At 73.0% G+C, this 18601-nt stretch carries 25 protein-coding genes; 19 read left to right on the top strand and 6 right to left on the bottom strand.

The features are described from left to right. Positions 1-28 precede the first annotated feature (28 nt). The 4 genes from AB0G17_RS12285 to AB0G17_RS12300 are packed head-to-tail and all read right to left on the bottom strand — an operon-like array spanning position 29 to position 3295. Positions 29-520 carry a universal stress protein gene (locus AB0G17_RS12285; protein WP_361379732.1) on the bottom strand — a complete coding sequence of 164 codons (492 nt, stop codon included), beginning with the start codon at positions 518-520 and terminating at the stop codon, positions 29-31. 7 nt (positions 521-527) lie between these two features. Then, the gene (locus AB0G17_RS12290) at positions 528-1784 is read right to left on the bottom strand and encodes an SLC13 family permease (RefSeq protein ID WP_361379839.1); all 1257 of its coding nucleotides are present in this window, start codon (positions 1782-1784) and stop codon (positions 528-530) included. A 59-nt stretch (positions 1785-1843) separates the two neighbouring features. After that, positions 1844-2317, bottom strand: coding sequence for an SLATT domain-containing protein (locus AB0G17_RS12295; RefSeq protein ID WP_361379735.1), 474 nt, complete (start codon positions 2315-2317; stop codon positions 1844-1846). An 18-nt stretch (positions 2318-2335) separates the two neighbouring features. After that, positions 2336-3295 carry an AraC family transcriptional regulator gene (locus tag AB0G17_RS12300; protein WP_361379738.1) on the bottom strand — a complete coding sequence of 320 codons (960 nt, stop codon included), beginning with the start codon at positions 3293-3295 and terminating at the stop codon, positions 2336-2338. A 102-nt stretch (positions 3296-3397) separates the two neighbouring features. On the opposite strand from AB0G17_RS12300, the gene AB0G17_RS12305 reads away from it, so the two are divergent. After that, a complete protein-coding gene (locus AB0G17_RS12305; protein ID WP_361379741.1) occupies positions 3398-4303 on the top strand; it encodes an MBL fold metallo-hydrolase in 906 nt (301 codons plus the stop codon). 15 nt (positions 4304-4318) lie between these two features. On the opposite strand, the gene AB0G17_RS12310 is transcribed toward AB0G17_RS12305, so the two are convergent. Beyond that, a complete protein-coding gene (locus tag AB0G17_RS12310; RefSeq protein ID WP_361379744.1) occupies positions 4319-5185 on the bottom strand; it encodes an LLM class flavin-dependent oxidoreductase in 867 nt (288 codons plus the stop codon). Positions 5186-5348: 163 nt separating this feature from the next. Here AB0G17_RS12310 and AB0G17_RS12315 point away from each other — a divergent pair, with 163 nt between their 5' ends. Together AB0G17_RS12315 and AB0G17_RS12320 are read left to right on the top strand one after the other, a co-directional pair. After that, the gene (locus tag AB0G17_RS12315; RefSeq protein ID WP_361379747.1) at positions 5349-6011 is read left to right on the top strand and encodes a hypothetical protein; all 663 of its coding nucleotides are present in this window, start codon (positions 5349-5351) and stop codon (positions 6009-6011) included. 98 nt (positions 6012-6109) lie between these two features. Beyond that, on the top strand, positions 6110-6883 hold the full coding sequence (locus AB0G17_RS12320; protein WP_361379750.1) for a maleylpyruvate isomerase family mycothiol-dependent enzyme: 774 nt from the start codon (positions 6110-6112) through the stop codon (positions 6881-6883). A gap of 213 nt (positions 6884-7096) precedes the next feature. Here the strand turns inward: AB0G17_RS12320 and AB0G17_RS12325 are convergent, their stop codons facing one another. Further along, the gene (locus AB0G17_RS12325) at positions 7097-7774 is read right to left on the bottom strand and encodes a hypothetical protein (RefSeq protein WP_361379753.1); all 678 of its coding nucleotides are present in this window, start codon (positions 7772-7774) and stop codon (positions 7097-7099) included. Between the two features lie 262 nt (positions 7775-8036). Here AB0G17_RS12325 and AB0G17_RS12330 point away from each other — a divergent pair, with 262 nt between their 5' ends. The 16 genes from AB0G17_RS12330 to AB0G17_RS12405 all read left to right on the top strand — a co-directional run bounded on the left by AB0G17_RS12330 (position 8037) and on the right by AB0G17_RS12405 (position 18510). Further along, positions 8037-9368 (top strand): NAD(P)/FAD-dependent oxidoreductase, encoded by a 1332-nt coding sequence (locus AB0G17_RS12330; RefSeq protein WP_361379756.1) that lies wholly within the window; start codon positions 8037-8039, stop codon positions 9366-9368. Positions 9369-9370: 2 nt separating this feature from the next. Further along, entirely contained in the window at positions 9371-11233 is a 1863-nt protein-coding gene (locus tag AB0G17_RS12335; RefSeq protein WP_361379759.1) for a transketolase, read from the top strand. A 58-nt stretch (positions 11234-11291) separates the two neighbouring features. Beyond that, positions 11292-11609, top strand: coding sequence for a gas vesicle protein (locus AB0G17_RS12340; protein WP_361379762.1), 318 nt, complete (start codon positions 11292-11294; stop codon positions 11607-11609). A 94-nt stretch (positions 11610-11703) separates the two neighbouring features. Next, positions 11704-12129 carry a gas vesicle structural protein GvpA gene (locus tag AB0G17_RS12345; protein WP_361379765.1) on the top strand — a complete coding sequence of 142 codons (426 nt, stop codon included), beginning with the start codon at positions 11704-11706 and terminating at the stop codon, positions 12127-12129. Continuing rightward, a complete protein-coding gene (locus AB0G17_RS12350) occupies positions 12126-12842 on the top strand; it encodes a GvpL/GvpF family gas vesicle protein (RefSeq protein ID WP_361379768.1) in 717 nt (238 codons plus the stop codon). Before AB0G17_RS12345 ends, AB0G17_RS12350 begins: the two co-directional genes overlap by 4 nt. Before the next feature lie 41 nt (positions 12843-12883). Then, positions 12884-13120, top strand: a complete 237-nt coding sequence (locus AB0G17_RS12355) for a gas vesicle protein GvpG (protein WP_361379771.1) — start codon at positions 12884-12886, stop codon at positions 13118-13120. Beyond that, the gene (locus AB0G17_RS12360; RefSeq protein ID WP_361379774.1) at positions 13117-13671 is read left to right on the top strand and encodes a DNA primase; all 555 of its coding nucleotides are present in this window, start codon (positions 13117-13119) and stop codon (positions 13669-13671) included. Before AB0G17_RS12355 ends, AB0G17_RS12360 begins: the two co-directional genes overlap by 4 nt. Beyond that, a complete protein-coding gene (locus AB0G17_RS12365) occupies positions 13664-14767 on the top strand; it encodes an SRPBCC family protein (protein WP_361379779.1) in 1104 nt (367 codons plus the stop codon). Before AB0G17_RS12360 ends, AB0G17_RS12365 begins: the two co-directional genes overlap by 8 nt. Beyond that, positions 14767-15120 (top strand): gas vesicle protein, encoded by a 354-nt coding sequence (locus AB0G17_RS12370; protein ID WP_361379782.1) that lies wholly within the window; start codon positions 14767-14769, stop codon positions 15118-15120. The genes AB0G17_RS12365 and AB0G17_RS12370 overlap by 1 nt, the downstream gene beginning before the upstream one ends. Continuing rightward, a complete protein-coding gene (locus AB0G17_RS12375) occupies positions 15113-15940 on the top strand; it encodes a GvpL/GvpF family gas vesicle protein (protein ID WP_361379785.1) in 828 nt (275 codons plus the stop codon). The genes AB0G17_RS12370 and AB0G17_RS12375 overlap by 8 nt, the downstream gene beginning before the upstream one ends. Beyond that, a complete protein-coding gene (locus tag AB0G17_RS12380; RefSeq protein ID WP_361379788.1) occupies positions 15918-16175 on the top strand; it encodes a gas vesicle protein in 258 nt (85 codons plus the stop codon). Before AB0G17_RS12375 ends, AB0G17_RS12380 begins: the two co-directional genes overlap by 23 nt. Next, positions 16172-16489 (top strand): gas vesicle protein K, encoded by a 318-nt coding sequence (locus tag AB0G17_RS12385; protein WP_361379791.1) that lies wholly within the window; start codon positions 16172-16174, stop codon positions 16487-16489. Before AB0G17_RS12380 ends, AB0G17_RS12385 begins: the two co-directional genes overlap by 4 nt. A 17-nt stretch (positions 16490-16506) precedes the next feature. Then, positions 16507-17514, top strand: coding sequence for a cation diffusion facilitator family transporter (locus tag AB0G17_RS12390; protein WP_361379842.1), 1008 nt, complete (start codon positions 16507-16509; stop codon positions 17512-17514). 129 nt (positions 17515-17643) lie between these two features. Then, a complete protein-coding gene (locus tag AB0G17_RS12395) occupies positions 17644-17814 on the top strand; it encodes a hydrophobic protein (protein ID WP_361379794.1) in 171 nt (56 codons plus the stop codon). Positions 17815-17923: 109 nt separating this feature from the next. Next, the gene (locus AB0G17_RS12400; RefSeq protein WP_361379797.1) at positions 17924-18100 is read left to right on the top strand and encodes a CsbD family protein; all 177 of its coding nucleotides are present in this window, start codon (positions 17924-17926) and stop codon (positions 18098-18100) included. Positions 18101-18252: 152 nt separating this feature from the next. After that, positions 18253-18510, top strand: a complete 258-nt coding sequence (locus AB0G17_RS12405) for a DUF5133 domain-containing protein (RefSeq protein ID WP_361379800.1) — start codon at positions 18253-18255, stop codon at positions 18508-18510. Positions 18511-18601: the final 91 nt, after the last annotated feature.

The raw sequence follows: 18601 nt of genomic DNA on the forward strand, positions 1-18601 counted from the left end.
GGTGTCGCGGAAACTCAAGACCGGCTCACTAGCTCCTCTCCGGCGGCACCGGCGGGAGCGTGGCGACCCCCGGGGCCGGCTCGGGCCAGACCAGGAGGACCGGGCAGGGGGCGTGGTCGAGGACGAAGCGGGAGGCGGGGCCGAGGCTCTTGGGTCCCAGCCGGGAGCGGTCGCCGTCGCGGGCGAAGACCAGCAGGTCGGCGCCCTCGGCGGCGGCCACCACCTCCCGTTCCGCCCGTCCGCCGCGTTCCAGGCACGTACACGGGCGGCCGAGCCTTTCGGCGGCGGCACGCAGGAGGTCCTGGGCGGAGGCGTCCGCCAGGTGTTCCAGACGGGTGCCGGGGTCGCGCTCGGGGTGGCCGCGGCCGAGGAGCCCCGCGAAGGCGCCGTGGGCGACGGCCGGGACCTCGTGGCCGGTGACGTGGAGGAGCACGATGTCGGCGCCGTCCGCCGTGTGGGCGCGGGCGGCGTCGACACAGGCCGGCCAGGAACCTTCGGTGATCCAGACGACGACGGTCATGGGTGCATCAGCCTCCGAACGCGTGCAGCGACCCCCACAGTGCCAGCACCGCGAGCGCCAGGGCGAGGGGCACGACGAGCAGACCGAGCCGGGTGAACTCCCGCAGGTCGACGTCGCTGTCGTGCTCGCGCACGATGCGCCGCCACAGCAGCGTCGCGAGTGACCCGGCATAGGTGAGGTTGGGCCCGATGTTGACGCCGAGCAGCACCGCGAGCACGGCGCCCGGGCCGGTCGGCGCGGTGAGCGGCAGCAGGACCAGGACGGCGGGCAGGTTGTTGATCACGTTGGCCAGTACGGCGGCCAGCGCGGCCACACCGAGCAGAGCGGCCAGGCCGGTTCCGTCGGGGACCAGATGGGCGAGGCCGGAGGCGAGCCCGTTGTCCACCACGGCGCGGACCACGATGCCCAGGGCGAGCACGAAGGCGAGGAACGGCAGCGCCGCGGCCCCGACGAGGGCGGCGGGCGTGGTGCGGCGCCGCACCAGCGCGCGGGTCGCCAGCACGAGGGCGCCGGCCGCCGCGGCCCAGGCCGGGTCGATCCCGACCGCCGAGGTGAGGACGAACCCGGCCAGCGTTCCCGCCACGGTGAGCAGGGCGAACAGCGGCAGCCCGGGCGGCTCGGCACCGGACGGGGCGGGGGCCCCGGCCTCCAGATCGGTGGCGAAGAACCGCCGCAGCACCACGTACTCGACCCCGATGGCCGCCAGCCACGGCAGCGTCATGAGCGCGGCGAACCGGGTGAAGCTCAGCCCGCTGGCCGCGAACGCGAGCAGGTTGGTGAGGTTGGAGACGGGCAGCAGCAACGACGCCGTGTTCGACAGATGGGTGCAGGCGTAGACGTGCGGTTTGGGGCGCACCCCCAGCCGCGCGGCGGTGGCGAACACCACCGGCGTGAGCAGCACCACCGTGGCGTCCAGGCTGAGCACCGCCGTGATGGCCGACGCGACCACGAACACCTGGGCCAGCAACCGACGTGGTTTGCCTGCGGCCGTACGGGCCATCCAGGCGCCGCAGGCCTGGAACAGCCCCTCGTCGTCGCAGAGCTGGGCGAGCACCAGCACCGCCGCCAGAAAGCCGATGACCGGCCCGAGCCGTGCCGCCTCGGCTCGCGCGTGGTCCAGGGAGATCGCCCCGCAGGCGATGACCACGCCCGCCGCCGGGACCGCCACCACCGCCTCGGGCCAGCCCCAGGGGCGTACCACCGCACAGACCAGCACCGCCAGCAGCAGCCCGGCCGACACAACCTCCGCACCCCAGGTGTTCAGGGCCAACTCCTCGCAGACAACGCCGGTGACCAGCCCCTATGGAAGCAGATCACACGGTGTCACCGCGGCAGCCCACCACCTTGCACCGGCCCCGGCTGCAATCCGCGGCGGCCCGCGGCCCAGTTCTGGAGCTCGGTGGTCGCCACGTCCTCGATCTCCTGTTGCAGCCGTCGGCGGCTCGCCTCGTCCCGCTCCTCCTCCGGGATCAGCCGGTACCGCCGGATCGCCAGTCGCAGCCTCGACCAGGCCTCGGCGGCGAGCACATGCCGTTCGGCGTGGTTGAACACCTGCCGGAAACCGCCGATGAAGACGGTGAGTCCGGCCAGCGTTGCGGTGGCCGCGGCGGGTGCCTGGATGCCCGCCGCGACGACGGTGGCGGCGCCGGTGAGCAGCGCGCCGAGCTCGGTGGCCCAGTGCCACCGCCGGGCCCGGTCACGCGTGCGCGCGTACCAGTCGAGGTCGGAGAGGGCCTGTTCCAGGAGTGGGTCGTCGACCTGGGCTTGCTGCGCTGGTGTTCGTCTGCGTATCGGCACGCCACCATGCTCTCCCGGCTAGACCGCTCCGCGGGCGCGATCTCCTTGATGTCCTTCCCGGTAGCGGCCGGGTGTGGTGCCGAACTCCCGGCTGAAGGCGTGCGAGAGGGCGTACGGGGTGCCGTAGCCGACCCGGGCGGCGATGGCGGCCAGGGGGTCGGTCGTGTCGCGGAGCAGGGTCGCGGCGCGGGTCAGCCGCCACCAGGTGAGGTACGCCATCGGCGGGCGGCCCACCAGCGCGGTGAACCGGCGGGCCAGGGTGGGCCGGGAGACACCGGCCTCGGTGGCGAGCCGGTCGTTGCTCCACGGCGCGGCCGGGTCCGCGTGCAGCGCGCGCAGGGCGCTCGCCACCACGGGGTCACCGAGCGCGGCCGACCACGCCCCGGCCGTGCTCTCGCTCATCCAGGCCCGGATCATATAGACGAGCAGGAGGTCGAGCAGGCTGGGGACCGCGATGCCCGCGCCGGGGCGGGGGCCGCCGAGCTCGCCGCCCAACAGGTCGATGGCGGCGCGGAGTTCGGGGTGACGGCCCACGCGGTGCGGCAGGTGGACGACCTGGGGCAGCTCCGCCATGAGCGGGTGGACGCGGCTGTGGTCGAGCCGGTACTTCCCGCAGAGCACGTGGAGTCGCGGCTCGTCGGCGGAGGCGGGCGTGGGCGTGGGCGTGGGCGCCGAGGACGGATACCCGCCCGCGGACCAGTCGTCGAAGGACGCCGCCCGCGCCACGGTCTCCGCGTCGGCGGCGGAGTCCGCGAGCACATGGCCCGCGCCGTGCGGGAGCAGCACCGCGTCGCCGACGCCGAGCACGACCGGGGCGCCGCCGTCGGGCAGCAGCCAGCACGAGCCCTCAAGGACGATGTGGAAACCGGCTCCGTCGTACGGGGCGAGGCGGGTGCACCAGCTGCCGCTCGCCCGCACCCGGTTGGAGGAGGGCCGTCCGACCCGTACGGCGGAGATCGCATCGCTCACCACGTCCACCCCGGCAGCCTACCGCTGACGCCTGACAGTGAGACGTACACGTATCCGAATGAGCCGAACGGGCATTGAGAAGCTCACTTCCCCCGCCCTAGGGTCGAGGACATGGACATGAAGAGCGAACAGAGCATCACGCTGGGAGACGTCGAGGTCACCCGGGTCGTCGAGTGGCAGGGGCCGTTCGTGCCGGCCCGCGACCTCGTCCCGGCGGTCGGGGCCGAGGTGTGGCGCGAGAACGAGGAGTGGCTGGCGCCCGACCACTGGGAGCCGGAGAGCGACACGGCGGTGCTCGCGCTCCAGACGTGGGTGCTGCGCAGCGGCGGACGGACCGTTCTGGTGGACACCGGGGTGGGCAACGGGCGCGAGCGGCCCGACTCACCGCGCTTCCACCACTGGCAGGGCGACTTCCTCGGCGCCCTGGCGCGGGCCGGTGTGCGTCCCGAGGACGTCGACGTCGTCGTCAACACGCACATCCACAGCGACCACGTCGGCTGGAACACCCGGGATGCCGACGGGGAGTGGGTGCCCACGTTCCCCAACGCCCGGTATCTCCTCCCGGCCGCCGACGACTTCCACTACGGACCGGACAACGCGTACGCGAACGGCGTCCGGCAGGACGACCGGCTGCTCTACGAGGACAGTGTGGCGCCGGTCCACCGGGCCGGGCAGTCCGTGCTGTGGGACGGCTCGTACCGCATCGACGAACACCTCACCCTGGAGTCCGCCCCCGGCCACACCCCCGGCTCGTCCGTCCTGCGGCTCGCGTCCGGGACCGACCGGGCCGTCTTCGTGGGCGACCTGCTGCACAGCCCGGTGCAGATCCTCGACCCGTCCTGCAACAGCAGCTTCTGCCTCGACGCGGAACAGGCGGCCGCCAGCCGCCGCCGGATCCTCGAACGGGCCGCCGTCGAGCGGGAGTTGGTTATCCCGGCACACTTCAGCGGGGCGGGTGTGGCCGAGGTCCGGCGCGAGGGCTCCGGGTTCACCCTCGCGCGGTCGGCCGTCGGCTGAACGACGGACGGGCCGTCAGGGGACCAGCGGGCGGACCTCCTCGGCGGTGAACCGGACGAACGCCTCGATGTCCGGCTCGTCGGCGGTGGGTTCCAGGATCACGCTGTCCGCGCCCGCCTCGGCGAGCCGCCGCACCGCCTCGGCGACGGTTTCGGCGTCCCCGGCGACACCGAAACTGTCGCCGCGCTTCTTCGCCGCGAGCTCCGCGCCCACCCGCGCGGCGGCATCCGGTCCGGTGGCGGCGAGCAGATAGACGACCACGGGGTGGTGGTCGGTGCGGGCGGCGGCGGCCCGGCCTTCGTCGACGAGCGTACGGGCCCGGCGCACCCCGTCCGGGCCGGTGCCCGCCACCAGGACGCTGCCGTCGGACGCCTCGCCGGACAGCCGCAGGGTGCGCGGTCCTGTCGCGCCGGACAGCACCGGTGCGGGCCCGTGCGGCGGGTAGTCCAGCGCGACCGCGTCGAGCCGCACATAGCGTCCGGCGACGGTCACCCTCTCCCCGCCCAACAGGCCGCGCAGCGCGCCGAGATGCTCCCGCAGCAGGGTCAGCGGCGACTCGGCCCGCGCCCCGACCTGCTCCATCCAGTCCTGCACGCCATGCCCCACGGCCAGGGTGACGCGGCCGGGGAAGAGCCGGTGCAGCGTCGCGCTCTCCATCGCCGTCAGCGCCACATTGCGCAGCGGCACCGGCAGCAGTCCGACGCCCACATGCAGCCGCTCGGTCCACGCCAGCGCCGCCGCCGCACTGGCTATGCCGCTCTCCAGGAAACAGTCCTCCCAGAGCCAGAGCTCTTCGAGGCCGGCCGAGTCGGCGGCGAGGGCGACGGAGCGGAGGCGTTCGGGAGCGTTCTGCGGGCGGAAGACAGCGCCAAGTGTGGTCATGGCGAGGTTACTTCCCCTGGGCCCGGTGGGCCGAAACGGACAGGATGGCCCTGGTGTGCCCCCAGGGAGGAGAGTGATCTGAGTAGCGGGTGAGTACTCATGGGTACCGAACTGAGTACGACCACTCAGGTCCGCGCCCGTCCTGAAACCGGAAACTGGGGCCATGACCACACCGCTCTCCGTCAGCCCGCCGCCCTTCCCGCCGACGCCTCCGGCCCAGCCGGGGCCGCCGCGGGCCCGCCGCGCCTGGATCGTCGGCGTCGTCGGCGCGCTGGTCCTGGTGCTCGTCGCCGGGGCGGCGGTGTGGTGGCTGACCCGGGACGAGGACGGCTCCCCGCTGGCGGGGCGGCCGCGCGTGACGGACGAGGCGGCTGGGCTCTCGTACGCCGTACCCGAGGGCTGGAAGCGCAACGACGGCAAGGATCTGATCCAGGCCTTCACCTCCTCGATCACCACGAAGGGGCCCGACGGTCACGGCGGCGCCGCCGTGCTCGCCGGGCGGGGCCGGGGCATCGACGAGTCCGCGCTGAAGCAGCGGACGGAGACGGCGGCCCGGTCCAACGCGGAGTTCTTCTACCCGGACGGCACGTCGACGGTCGAGGAGTCCCGGGCCACGACGGTGAGCGGCCGGCCCGCGTACACCGTGGCGCTGAGCGTGCGGGACGACACCGGCAGGGCGGGCCGGATGCGTCTGACCCTCGTCACGCGCGGCGGTGACCGCTCGGCCTTCCTGCTCGGCGTCACGGAGTCGCCGGAGCCGACCGGCGGCGCCGGCCGTGAGGCCGACGAGGTGGACGCGGTGCTGGCGAGCGCCGCGGTGAGGTAACGGCCCGTGCGGCGCCGCGATGCCCGCCTGCTCGCGGCCGGGGCGGCTGTGACACGCTGCCGGTGAGGAAGACCCGGTATGCCAGGAGGCGCGACACCATGAACACTGCCGAACCGCTCGACCACCGCACGGCCGTCGCCGCCGAGAGCGCCCGGTTCGCCGCACTGCTCAAGGGCGCCGACCTGACGCTCGCCGTGCCCACCTGCCCGGGCTGGACCCTCGTCGATCTGGTCAGACACACCGGCGGCGCGCAGCGCATGTTCACGGCGTTGCTGCGCGGTCGCGTCCAGGAGCGGCCCAAGAGCCGCGACGTGGACCTGCGGCTGCCGGAGCGGGAGGACGGCTACGCCGACTGGCTCGCCGCGGGCGCGGCCGAGGCGGCGGAGGCGTTCGCGGACACCGACCTCGACGCGCCGATGTGGGTGTGGGGCGCGGACGGACATGCCCGCTTCTGGGTGCGCCGGATGCTGTTCGAGACCCTGGTGCACCGCGTCGACGCGGAGCGGACGCTCGGGCTGCCCTCCGAGATCGACCGCGCGCTCGCCCGGGACGGCGTCGACGAGTTCCTCGTCAACCTCCCCTTCGCCGCGTTCTTCGCGCCCAAGGTCGCCGAGTTGCGCGGCGCCGGATCCGTCCAGCACATCCGGTTCGCGTGCACGGACACGGACGGCGACTGGCTCGTCCGGCTGCGCGCCGACGGATTCGGCCTCGTCCCGGACACGGACGGGGCGGCCGCCGACGCCACCGTCCGGGGCACCGCCGCCGACCTCCTGCTGCTCGTCTACGGCCGCCTCGACCGCTCTGCCGGTTCGGTCGAGACCGGCGGGGACGCGGAGCTGCTCGACCGCTGGTTCGCCAACTCCGCGTTCTGAACGGCTCAGCCGATGCCGTAGTGCTTGAGCGCCGCCGTGAGGGCGTCCGCGTCGTAGAGGGCGTCCTCCGGCTCGAACGGCTTGCCGTCACGGTGGGGATGCCCTGGGCGCCGGAGTCCTCGGGTCTTCCAGGATCTTCACAACAGGTGCGCCCGGCCGGCTCGTGGCTCCGCCCCGGACGGGTCGGGTCGGGTCGGGTCGGGTCGGGTCGGGTCAGGCGTCGCCGTCCAGCAGGTGCTGCGCCACCGCGCGGAACGACCGCGTGCCGGCGCGCCGGGTGAACACCCAGACGAGGTCGAAGCGTTCGGGCCACACCGCCGGAACCCCGGGGGCCCGCGCGGCGCCCAGCGCCCGGACGATGTCCGGGATCCTGGAGTGCTCCCAGCAGACCAGGACGGGGCCGGGGGCCGCCAGCGCGGCGGCGGCCAGCGCGCGCTCCTGACCCTCCGCGATGGATGCGTCCACGCGCGCGTGCAGCGCCTGGGCCAGGGGCGCGACGGTCTGCCGCATCCGGTGCGCACCGGCGTGCGGCCCCGTGTCCGCCGCGGCGAAGAGGGTGGCGGGCCGGGGCAGCGCCGGGGCAGGTCGCCCGGGTGCCGCGACGAACAGCCCGGGCAGGGCCTTCGCCCGCTGCCAGCCGCGTTCGGTCAGCGACTTCTTGTCCCGCTTCCCGCTCTCGTCCCTGCCCCGCTCGCTCCCGGCGGGCTTCTCACCGTGCCGAATGATCAGGACGGTGGTGTCGGCCCCGGAGTCAGGGGCCGACGCGGAGGGTGGCGGCGCGACGCCGGCGCGGCGCGCACCCCCGGTGCCGCACCCGCCGAGCGCGAACGGGACGCCGAGCGCCAGGCCCGTCAGTACGGTACGACGGGCCGCCCCGCTCCCCCGTTCCACCGCACCCTCCGACCCGCGAACCGACATCCGTACCCCGGCAGACGGAAGATCCGGGCCGGGGGTTCCCGCGCACCGGAACCCGGCCGGGAGCGCGCGTGATCGCGCCCGGAGGGCCGGGTCGCCGTCGCCCGACGCGGCCGTCCGCACTTCACGAAAACGCCCCTTCCCGGCCCCCCCGCGCGCCCCTCCCGGTGTTTGACCCCCGCGCGCCCAGGGCACGCGGGAACCCTGTCCGCCTGCCCCCAGCCACCGGGAGCCGAACGTGACCACCCATACTCCGGACCGTCCCCGCATCGTCGTCGTAGGAGCCGGGTTCGCCGGGTACCAGGCCGCCCGCACCCTCTCCCGCCGGATGCGCGGCCGCGCCCGGATCACCCTGCTCAACCCCACGGACTACTTCCTCTACCTCCCGCTGCTGCCCCAGGTCTCCGCCGGGATCCTGGAGCCGCGCCGGGTCACCGTCTCGCTCACCGGGACGTTGCCCGGGGTGCGGCTCGTCCTCGGCGAGGCCGGGCGGGTCGATCTGGACGCCGCGACGGTGCACTACACGGGGCCGGAGGGGGTACCGGGTGAGCTGGCGTACGACCGGCTGGTGCTCGCCGTGGGCAGCGTCAACAAGCTGCTTCCGGTGCCCGGGGTCACCGAGCACGCACACGGCTTCCGCGGGATGCCCGAGGCGCTGTACCTGCGCGATCACGTCACCCGGCAGATGGAGCTGGCCGCTCAGGGCACCGACACCCCGGACGAGCGGGCCGCGCGGCGCACCTTCGTGGTGGTCGGCGGCGGTTACACCGGCACCGAGGTGGCCGCGCACGGAAAGATGTTCACCGACGCCCTGGACCGGCGCGAACCGGCGCGGTGGATCCTGCTCGACATCGCCGACCGGCTGCTGCCCGAACTCGACCGCAGGCTGTCCACCACGGCCGACCGGGTGCTGCGCCGCCGGGGTGTGGACGTACGCACCGGCACCTCGGTGAAGGAGGCGACCGAGGACGGGGTGCGCCTGGACGACGGCGAGTTCGTGCCGACCCGCACCCTGATCTGGTGCGTGGGCGTGCGGCCCGACCCCCTGGTCTCGGAGCTCGGTCTGTCCGTGGAGCGCGGACGGCTGCTGGTGGAGCCGCAGCTGAACGTGCCGGGCCGCCCCGAGGTGTTCGCCTGCGGCGACGCGGCGGCCGTGCCCGACCTGACCCGGCCCGGCGAGTTCACGCCGATGACCGCGCAGCACGCCGCCCGGCAGGGGAAGAGGGCCGCGCTCAACGTGGCCGCCTCGCTCGGCCATGGCACCCAACAACCCTACAAACACCACGACTTGGGGTTCGCCGTGGACCTCGGCGGCGTGCAGGCCGCGGCCAACCCGCTCGGCGTGCCGCTTTCGGGCATCCTCGCCGGCGCCGTCACCCGCGGGTACCACCTCGCCGCGATGCCCGGCAACCGGGTGCGCGTGGCGGCCGACTGGCTGCTCGACGCCGTACTCCCCCGCCAGGGCGTCCAGCTGGGCCTCGTGCGGTCCTGGTCGGTGCCGCTGGACACGGCGACGCCGGAGCAGGCCCGCGTCCCCGGCGGCCCCGCACCCACGACCCGAAAGGACTGACCATGAAGAGCGACCAGACCGCCGACCGCATCGAACTCGCCGAGCTGGGACAGCAGTTGAGGGTCGACTCGGTCCGTGCGGCCGATGCCGCCGGTTCCGGCCACCCCAGCTCGTCGATGTCCGCCGCCGACCTGGCCGCCGTGCTCCTGGCCGGCCATCTGCGGTACGACTTCGAACGGCCCGAGCACCCCGCCAACGACCGGCTGATCCTCTCCAAGGGCCACGCCTCCCCGCTGCTGTACGCGATGTACCGCGCGGCCGGGGTGGTCGACGACGAGGAGCTGCTCACCTTCCGGCGGCAGGGCAGCCGGCTGGAGGGGCACCCCACCCCACGGCTGCCGTGGGTGGACGTGGCCACCGGCTCGCTCGGCCAGGGGCTGCCGGTGGGGGTGGGCATGGCCCTGGCGGGCAAGCACCTGGACCGCCTCCCGTACCGCGTCTGGGTGCTGTGCGGTGACAGCGAGCTGGCGGAGGGCTCGGTCTGGGAGGCGGCCGAGCACGCCGGGGACCAGCACCTGGACAACCTGACGCTGATCGTCGACGTCAACCGGCTGGGCCAGCGCGGTCCGACCCGCCACCAGCGCGACCTCGGCGCGTACGCGCGCAGGTTCCGCGCCTTCGACTGGCACACCATCGAGGTCGACGGCCATGACGCCGAGGCGATCGACGCGGCGTACCAGGAGGCGGCGGCCACCCCGCGCCGGCCCACCGCGATCCTCGCGGGCACGGTCAAGGGCAAGGGCGTCGCCTCCGTCGAGGACCGCGAGGGCATGCACGGCAAGCCGCTGCCGGACGCCGAGGCCGCCGTCGCCGAGCTCGGCGGCCCCCGCTTCATCCGGGTCGACGTCACCGCGCCGCCCGCCGCCGGCCCGCCCCGGCCCGCGTCGTCCGGCCGTCTCTCGCTGCCCCGCTACGAGCTGGGCGACAAGGTGGCGACCCGCACGGCGTACGGGCAGGCACTGGCCGCCCTCGGCACGGCGCGCGGCGATGTGGTGGTGCTCGACGGGGAGGTGGGCGACTCGACGAAGGCCGAGCTGTTCGCCAAGGAGCACCCCGAGCGGTACTTCGAGTGCTACATCGCCGAGCAGCAGATGCTGGCGGCCGCCGTGGGCCTCGCGGCCCGGGGCTGGACGCCGTACGCCGCCACGTTCGCCGCGTTCCTGACCCGCGCCCACGACTTCCTACGGATGGCCGCGATCAGCCGCGCCTCGCTCACCGTGGCGGGTTCGCACGCAGGGGTCGCCATCGGGCAGGACGGGCCGTCGCAGATGGGTCTGGAGGATCTGGCGATGTTCCGGGCGGTGCACGGCAGTACGGTGCTCTACCCCTGCGACGCCAACCAGACGGCGAAGCTCGTCGCGGCGACGGCGGACGGCGAGGGCATCCGCTATCTGCGCACCACCCGGGGCGACACCCCGGTCATCTACGGCCCCGACGAGGAGTTCCCGGTCGGCGGAGCCAAGGTGCTGCGGTCCTCGCCGCAGGACAAGGTGACCCTGGTGGCGGCGGGTGTCACCGTGCCCGAGGCGCTGGTCGCGGCGGACGCGCTGGAGGAGGGCGGCATCCCGGTGCGGGTGATCGACCTGTACTCGGTCAAGCCGGTCGACGAGCGGGTGCTCCAGGAGGCCGCCGCGCTGACGGGGTGTCTGGTCACCGTCGAGGACCACCGGTCCCAGGGCGGCATCGGCGACGCGGTCGCGGAGTGCTTCGCCGACGGCCGTCCGATGCCTCGGCTGGTCAGGCTGGCCGTCGAGAACATGCCCGGCTCCGCGACCCCCGAGGAGCAGTTGGCCGACGCCGGAATCGACGCGGCGTCCATCACGGCGACGGTCCGCGTGCTGTACGAGCGGGTCGTCACGAGCTGATCGGCGGGTTTGCCCCGTCCGCACGGGGCTACCCGGAAGACCTCAGACGCGAGGTGACATGGCGAACACATCAGAGAACCAGTCCGACAACAAGCGCGAGCCCGGGGAGAAGGAGCTGCCCGCCGCGATGGACGTGCTGCGCGGCGCACACGCCCAGTTCACCGCACTCACCGGCATGACGACGGAGTCGGTCTCCTCCTTCGAACGCTCGGAGGACGGCTGGGCGCTGTGCATCGAGGTCCTGGAACTCGCCCGGGTCCCGGACACCATGAGCCTCCTGGCTTCGTACGAGGTGGACCTCGACCAGCAGGGCGAGCTCACCGGCTACCGGCGGCTGCGCCGGTACGAGCGGGGGCGGGCCGACCGCAACCCCTGAGACACGACGTCACCCACGACTTCACGACTCACCACTTCACGACTCACGACTCACGACTTCACAGACGCCTTCATAGAAAGGAGGGCTGGACACCATGACGGTTGTCCCGGCACAACAAGGCGGCAGCGGCGGGACCAGTGGTCTCTACGACGTTCTGGAGCTGGTGCTCGACCGAGGGCTCGTGATCGACGCGTTCGTGCGCGTCTCCCTCGTCGGCATCGAGATACTCAAGATCGACGTACGCGTGGTCGTCGCCAGCGTCGACACCTATCTGCGCTTCGCCGAGGCGTGCAACCGGCTCGACCTGGAGGCGGGCCCGCGCAAGAGCCCGGGCCTGCCCGACCTGGTCGGGGAGATCACCGAGTCCGGTGCGCGCGGCAAGTCCAAGGGCGCGCTCTCCGGCGCCGCCCAGACCATCTCCGACGCCTTCCAGCAGGCGCGTGAGGAAGCCGAACCCGAGCCCGAGAAGCGCCCGCGCGCCCGGCGCACCGCCACGCGCCGCAAGGAGGAGCAGGAATGACCACGTACGTCTACGGGATCGCGCACCGCACCCACGCGCACCTGCCCGAGAAGATGGGCGGCGTCGGGGATCCGCCGCGCCCGGTGCGGACCGTCGCCCAGGGCGACCTGGTGGCGCTGGTCAGTGACGCGCCCGAGGACCTGCGGCCCAAGCGGCGCGATCTGATGGCCCATCAGAGCGTGCTGGCCGAGGCGGGCGCGGGCGGCGCGGTGCTGCCGATGCGGTTCGGCGGGGTCTCGCCCGACGACGACGCCGTACGGGCCGCGCTCGCCGAACACGGCGAGCGGTACCTGGAGCGCCTCGAAGCCCTCGAAGGCAAGGTCGAGTACAACATCAAGGCCGCCCACGACGAGGAGGCCGTGCTGCACCAAGTGCTCGCCGACAGCCCCGAGTTGCGGGCCATGAGCGAGGCCAACCGCAAGGCCGGCGGCGGCACCTACGAGCAGAAGCTGCACCTCGGCGAGCGGATCGCCGCCGCGGTCCAGCAACGCGAGGCGCGGGACGCGGTGCTGATCCAGCGGGCCATGGAGCGCGCCGCCGAGGACGAGCGGCCCGGGCCGCAGTCCACCGGCTGGCTCGCCAACCTCTCGTACCTGGTCGCGCGTGAGCGTGCCGACGAGTTCGTGGCGTCCGTGGAGACACTGCGCAAGGAGGCACCGCACCTCATCGTCCAGGTGCACGGCCCGCTGCCGCCGTACAGCTTCACGGACTGACGCGCCCGACCCGGCGCGCCCGACCCGACGGGAGGCTCCGCGTGGGCCTGCTCAAAGAACTGCTGCTGCTGCCCGCGGCGCCCGTGCGCGGCACCTTCTGGGTGCTGGAGCAAGTGGTGGCGCAGGCGGAGCAGCAGTACTACGACCCCTCGGCCATACGTAACGAACTCGCCCTGCTGGAAGAGCGGTTGATGGCGGGCGAGATCGACGAGGCCGAGTTCGACCGCCGCGAGGACGAGCTCCTCGACCGGCTGGAGAACAGGAATCCGTCACGATGAACAACCGGCTGGCAATAGGGCTCGCGGTAGGCGCGGGCTATGTGCTCGGTCGCACCAAGAAGGCCAAGCTCGCGTTCGGCATCGGCACCATGGTGCTCGGCAAGCGGCTCAAGCTCAGCCCCGGGGCGCTCGCGGAGTTCGCCGCCGGGCAGCTGGAGCACAACCCCCAGTTCAAGGAGATCGGCGACCAGCTGCGCCAGGACCTGCGCGGGGTCGGCAAGGCGGCGACCGGGGCCCTGGTCAACCGGCAGCTCGAAGGGATCGCGGACCGGCTGCACGACCGCACCCTCGATGTGCAGGACCGCATCGCCGGAGTAGCACCGGACGCCAAGAGCGGGGACGAGGCGGCCGAGAAGGCCACCGCCCCCGCCCGCAAGACGGCCTCCCGGGCGAAGCGGTCGGCGCCCGCCAAGAAGGCGGAGTCGGCGAAGAAGACCGAGCCGGCGCGCCGGGCGGGCGCCGCGAAGAAGAGCGCGACGCGCCGGGTGCAGGGCACGAAGGCCCGCTCCTCGGAGCGCGCGGAGGCGAAGGGAGGCCGGTCCCGTGACTGAGGCGAAACAGGCGACCGGTCTGGTCGACAGTGCGGTCACGGACCGCCTCAAGTCCGAGCTCCAGGCTCTGGCGCTCGCCCAGCTGGAGCGTGCGCTGGCCGGCCTCGGCCGCAAACTCGGTGAATCCACGGTGAAGTTGAACGACATCGCCGAGGGGCGCAGCCCCGGGTTCTCCGCGCTGGCGCTCAAGGGCGGCCGCAAGCTCACCGAGGGCAAGGGGCCGGTGCGTGCCGCCCTGGAGCTGGGCGCCGGCCACCTCAAGGACAACGTGAGCGGGGCCGTCAAGAACCTGGGCGGCAAGCGGGGCAAGGGCGGCGGCCGCAAGCCCACCGTCATCATGGAGTCGGTGGACGTCGGCGTGCCGGTGCGCGACGCGTACGACCAGTGGACCCAGTACGGGGAGTTCTCCCGCTTCACCAAGGGCGTGCGCAGCGCGGACAGCGCCGACGACACGAGCTCCGACTGGAAGCTGAAGGTCTTCTGGTCGAGCCGCAGCTGGAAGGCGCGCACCACCGAGCAGATCCCCGACGCGCGCATCGCGTGGACCTCGGAGGGCGCCAAGGGCACCACCAGGGGCGTGGTGACCTTCCACCCGCTGGGCGACTCCCTCACCCGGGTGCTGCTGGTCATCGAGTACCACCCCAAGGGGCTCGTCGAGCGGACCGGCAACATCTGGCGCGCCCAGGGCCGCCGAGCCCGGCTCGACCTGAAGAACTTCGCCCGGCACATCAGTCTGCGCGGCGAGGCCCCGGACGGCTGGCGCGGCGAGATCCGCGACGGCGAGGTCGTCCTGAGCCACGAGGACGCGCTGGCCCGCGAGGAGGAGACGCGCGGGGCGAGGACGGGGGACGAGGACGCGTATCACGACGCCCAGGACGACGAGAAGGCGTCCCAGGACACCTACGACGAGGCGTATGAGGACGAGGAGCCCTTGGAGGGCGAGTACGAGGACGAGCCGGAGGAGGACGAGGACATTCCCGAGGAGGACTCCGACGGCGTCGTATACGACGACGAACTCGAAGAGGACGCGGCCGAAGAGCCCGAGCCCGAGGAATCCGGGCGACGGTACGCCAAGTCCGGTACACGGAGGCGCTGATGACGACCCCGGGACGGCTCTCGGATCCGTATGCGTCGGACGGCGGCAGCGCGAATCTCGCCGACATCCTCGAACGCGTCCTCGACAAGGGAATCGTCATCGCCGGGGACATCCGCATCAATCTCCTCGACATCGAACTCCTCACCATCAAACTCCGCCTCATCGTCGCCTCTCTCGACAAGGCGAAGGAAATGGGCATCGACTGGTGGGAGGACGACCCCGCGCTCTCCGGCGCCGCCCGCCGTCGTGAACTCGCCCGGGAGAACGAACAATTGCAGGCCAGGGTCGCCGAACTGGAAAGTCGTCACGACGGTTCCCGGGAGGCACAGCCGGAGGTGGTGCGCGATGAATGAGGCGCTGTGGTACGTGTACGCGGTCGTGCGGCCCTTCGAGGGGGAACTGCCCGAAGACGTACGCGGTCTGGACGGCGAGCCGCCGCGGCTGATCGCGCACCGCGGTCTGTGCGCGGCGGCGAGCCCGGTGCCCCCCGGGGACTTCGACGCCGGCCCGCTCCGCGCCCATCTGGAGGACCTCGACTGGCTCGCCGCCACCGCCCGCGCCCATCAGGCGGTGGTGGCCGCGCTCTCCTCGGTGACCTGCGCGATTCCGCTGCGGCTCGCCACGGTATGCCGGGACACGAGCGGGGTGCAGCGGCTGCTCGACGCCGGGCGGGCCGGCTTCGAGGCGGCCCTGGAGCGACTGGACGGCCGGGTCGAATGGGGGGTCAAGGTGTACGCCGAGGCGGCGAGCGGCGAGCCCGCCCCGGCGCCGCAGGCGAAGCCCGCGAGCGGGCGGGAGTACCTGCGCCGCAGGCTGGGGCAGCGCCAGGCCCGCGAGGACACCTGGCGTCAGGCCGGCGCCCTCTCCCGCACCCTGCACCAGGAGCTGTCCGGGCACGCCGAGGCGCAGCGGCTGCACCGGCCGCAGAGCGCGCGGATCTCCCAGCAGCCCGGTGAGAACGTGCTCAACGCCGCCTATCTGGTGCCGCGTGAGCGCGGCGCGGAGTTCGTCGCGCTCGTCGAGCGGCACCGGTCGCGGGCGGCGGGGGTGCGCGTGGAGGTGACCGGGCCCTGGGCACCGTACTCCTTCGCGGGCGCGGCGGACGCGGACGGAGGAGGCGCGGACGAAGAGGCGGACGGAGGAGGAGCCGGTGAGCCCGACGCCATCCGCTGACGGCGCGTACCGCCCGCACAGCGAGCGCCAGGTCGCCCTCGTCGATCTGCTCGACCGGCTCCTCGCCGGAGGCGTGGTCCTCGCCGGCGACCTCACCCTGCGCATCGCGGACGTGGACCTGGTCCGGATCGACCTCAACGCGCTGGTCAGCTCGGTGAGCGCGAGGGTCCCCTCGCCGTTCGAGAGCGCGTACGACGACACGTACGAGAGCGTTGGCCCGAGGGAGGGCGCATGAGCGGGCGACGGCGCGTGGAGCTCGACGCGGACACGGTGGAGCGCGATCTCGCCCGGCTGGTCCTGACCGTGGTGGAGCTCCTCCGGCAGCTGATGGAACGTCAGGCACTGCGCCGCGTCGAGACCGGCGAGCTCACGGGCGAGCAGGAGGAGCGGATCGGGCTCACGTTGATGCTCCTGGAGGACCGGATGGGCGAGCTGCGCTCGAAGTTCGGGCTGCGGCCGGAGGACCTCAACATCGACCTCGGACCGCTCGGCCCGCTGCTGCCCGTGGAGCCCTCCGGCGCCGACCCCGGCGAGGAGCGCGGACAGTGAGCGGGAACTCGGAGGACATCAGGGCGCCGGAGACGGACGGCGGCGCCAGGACACCGGAAGCGGGCGGCGGCAAGGACTCGGGTACGCGTCTCACCGTGTTCGTGGCGCTGGGCGCGAATCTGCTCATCGCCGTGGCGAAGGCGGCCGGCGGCGTCATCGCCGGTTCACCGGCGCTGCTCTCCGAAGCGGCCCACTCCGTCGCGGACAGCTTCAACGAGGTCTTCCTGCTGGCCGCGCTGCGCCGCAGCCGCCGCCCGCCGGATCGCCGCCACCCCTTCGGCTACGGCAAGGAACGCTTCTTCTGGTCCCTGCTCGCGGCCGTGGGCATCTTCGTCATGGGCGGCTGCTTCTCCGTCTTCCAGGGCGTCGAGGCGCTGCGCTCGGGCGCGGACGAGTCGCACTCCGGGTACATCGCCGGGCTCGCCGTCCTCGGGGTCGCCTTCGTCGCCGAGGCCGGGTCCCTGCTGCGGGCCCTGCATCAGGTGCGCGGGCAGCCGGGCGGCATCGGGAACGATCCCGCGCTGCGCACGGTGGTCGCGGAGGACGGGACGGCCGTGCTCGGCGTCGCCCTCGCGATCGCCGGCATGGCCCTGCACATGACGACCGGTCAGCCGGTGTGGGAGGGCTCGGCCTCGCTGGCCATCGGCGTGCTCCTCGTCTACGTGGCGTACCGGCTCGGCAAGGAGGCCCGCGACCAGCTCATCGGGGAGGCGGTCGACCCCGAAATGCGCGACCGCATCCGGGCGTTGCTGGACGCGCAGCCGGAGATCGACAGCGTGGAGGCGCTGCTGACCATGCGGCTCGGCACCGACTCCGCGCTGGTCGCGGCCCGTATCGACCTGGCGCCGGGGATGGAGAGCGAGGGCATCGAGCTGGTCTGCGAGCGCATCAAGGCCTCGGTGGCCAACATCTGGCCCGACGCCGACCAGGTGTTCCTGGACGTGACGGACGCGGCGGCGGCCGGGGGCCGTACGTCCGCCGACCGCACGCGCGGGGACCGCACGCCCGGGAGCCGTACACCGTAAGCGGATCTCCCCCACCACGATTCTCGATGGATGAATCCTGCCTGCCCGGAATCCATCCGGGGCCTGTCCGGAATTGGCCGCGCATGACACGGCCCGACAGGGGAACTCGTTTTTGTGGAGGTGCATAGCATGGTTCCCCTGCTAGTCGTTCTGCTGCTCGCGCTGCTTCTCTTCGGCGCCGGATTCGCGCTCCAGGTTCTGTGGTGGGTCGCCCTTGTCGTCCTGGTCCTGTGGCTCGTGGGTTTCGTCGCGCGCCCGGCCGGCGGTGGTGGACGGCGAAGCCGCTGGTACCGATGGTGAATGCAGCACCGAAAGAATTCTCGACGGGCTGAGCAGACGTTTGAGAATCCGCTGAACGGTCAGACTCGGACGTGACCACCGAATTCGGAAAGATCAGGGTGTGAGTACCGTGACCGCAAAGAACGAGAAGGCCAAGGCAAAGGCCGAGCAGGCCAAGGGAAAGGCCAAGGAGACCGTGGCCCGCGCGGTGGGCAATGAGAGCAAGGCGGCCGAAGGCCACGCCGAGAAGTCGAAGGGCGACCTGCGGCAGGCCAAGGAGAAGGCCAAGGACGCCTTCAAGAAGTAACCGGTCTCCCCAGCACTGCGGGGCCCGGCGGAGCCACTCCGCCGGGCCCCGTTCCGCTGGGTCGTCACGGAGCGCAGTCCTACGGCTCGCGCAGGTCCTCCGACCCGGTCAGGATGGGTGGGCTGGGCCCGTCCCACGCTCAGGAGGACATGATGCTGCTGCCCGACAAAGCGACTCTCGCGCGGCTGCTCTCGCATTATCGGGCGCACGAACGCGCGGTCCTGGCACAGCCCCACGAGCCTGCCCTGCGCAGACGCTTCGAGGACTGCGCCTACACGCTCTGCGTGCTCATGGGAGAACGCACCGCACGCGAGGCCGTGCACGCCGCCGAGCGGTATCTGAACCACGGCCGCCCGGCGGACCGCAACCGCGTCTCCCCGGCCGCTTCCCCGCCGTCGCAGTCCAGCTAGTGACCTGGTTTGGAGATCCTGTCGCAGTAGCGGCAGATGCGGTCGAGGATCTGGTCGGCGGTCTTGGTCCATTTGAAGGGCCGGGCTTGGT

It is taken from the genome of Streptomyces sp. NPDC023838, from assembly GCF_040639555.1.
In the GTDB taxonomy this organism is placed as follows: domain Bacteria; phylum Actinomycetota; class Actinomycetes; order Streptomycetales; family Streptomycetaceae; genus Streptomyces.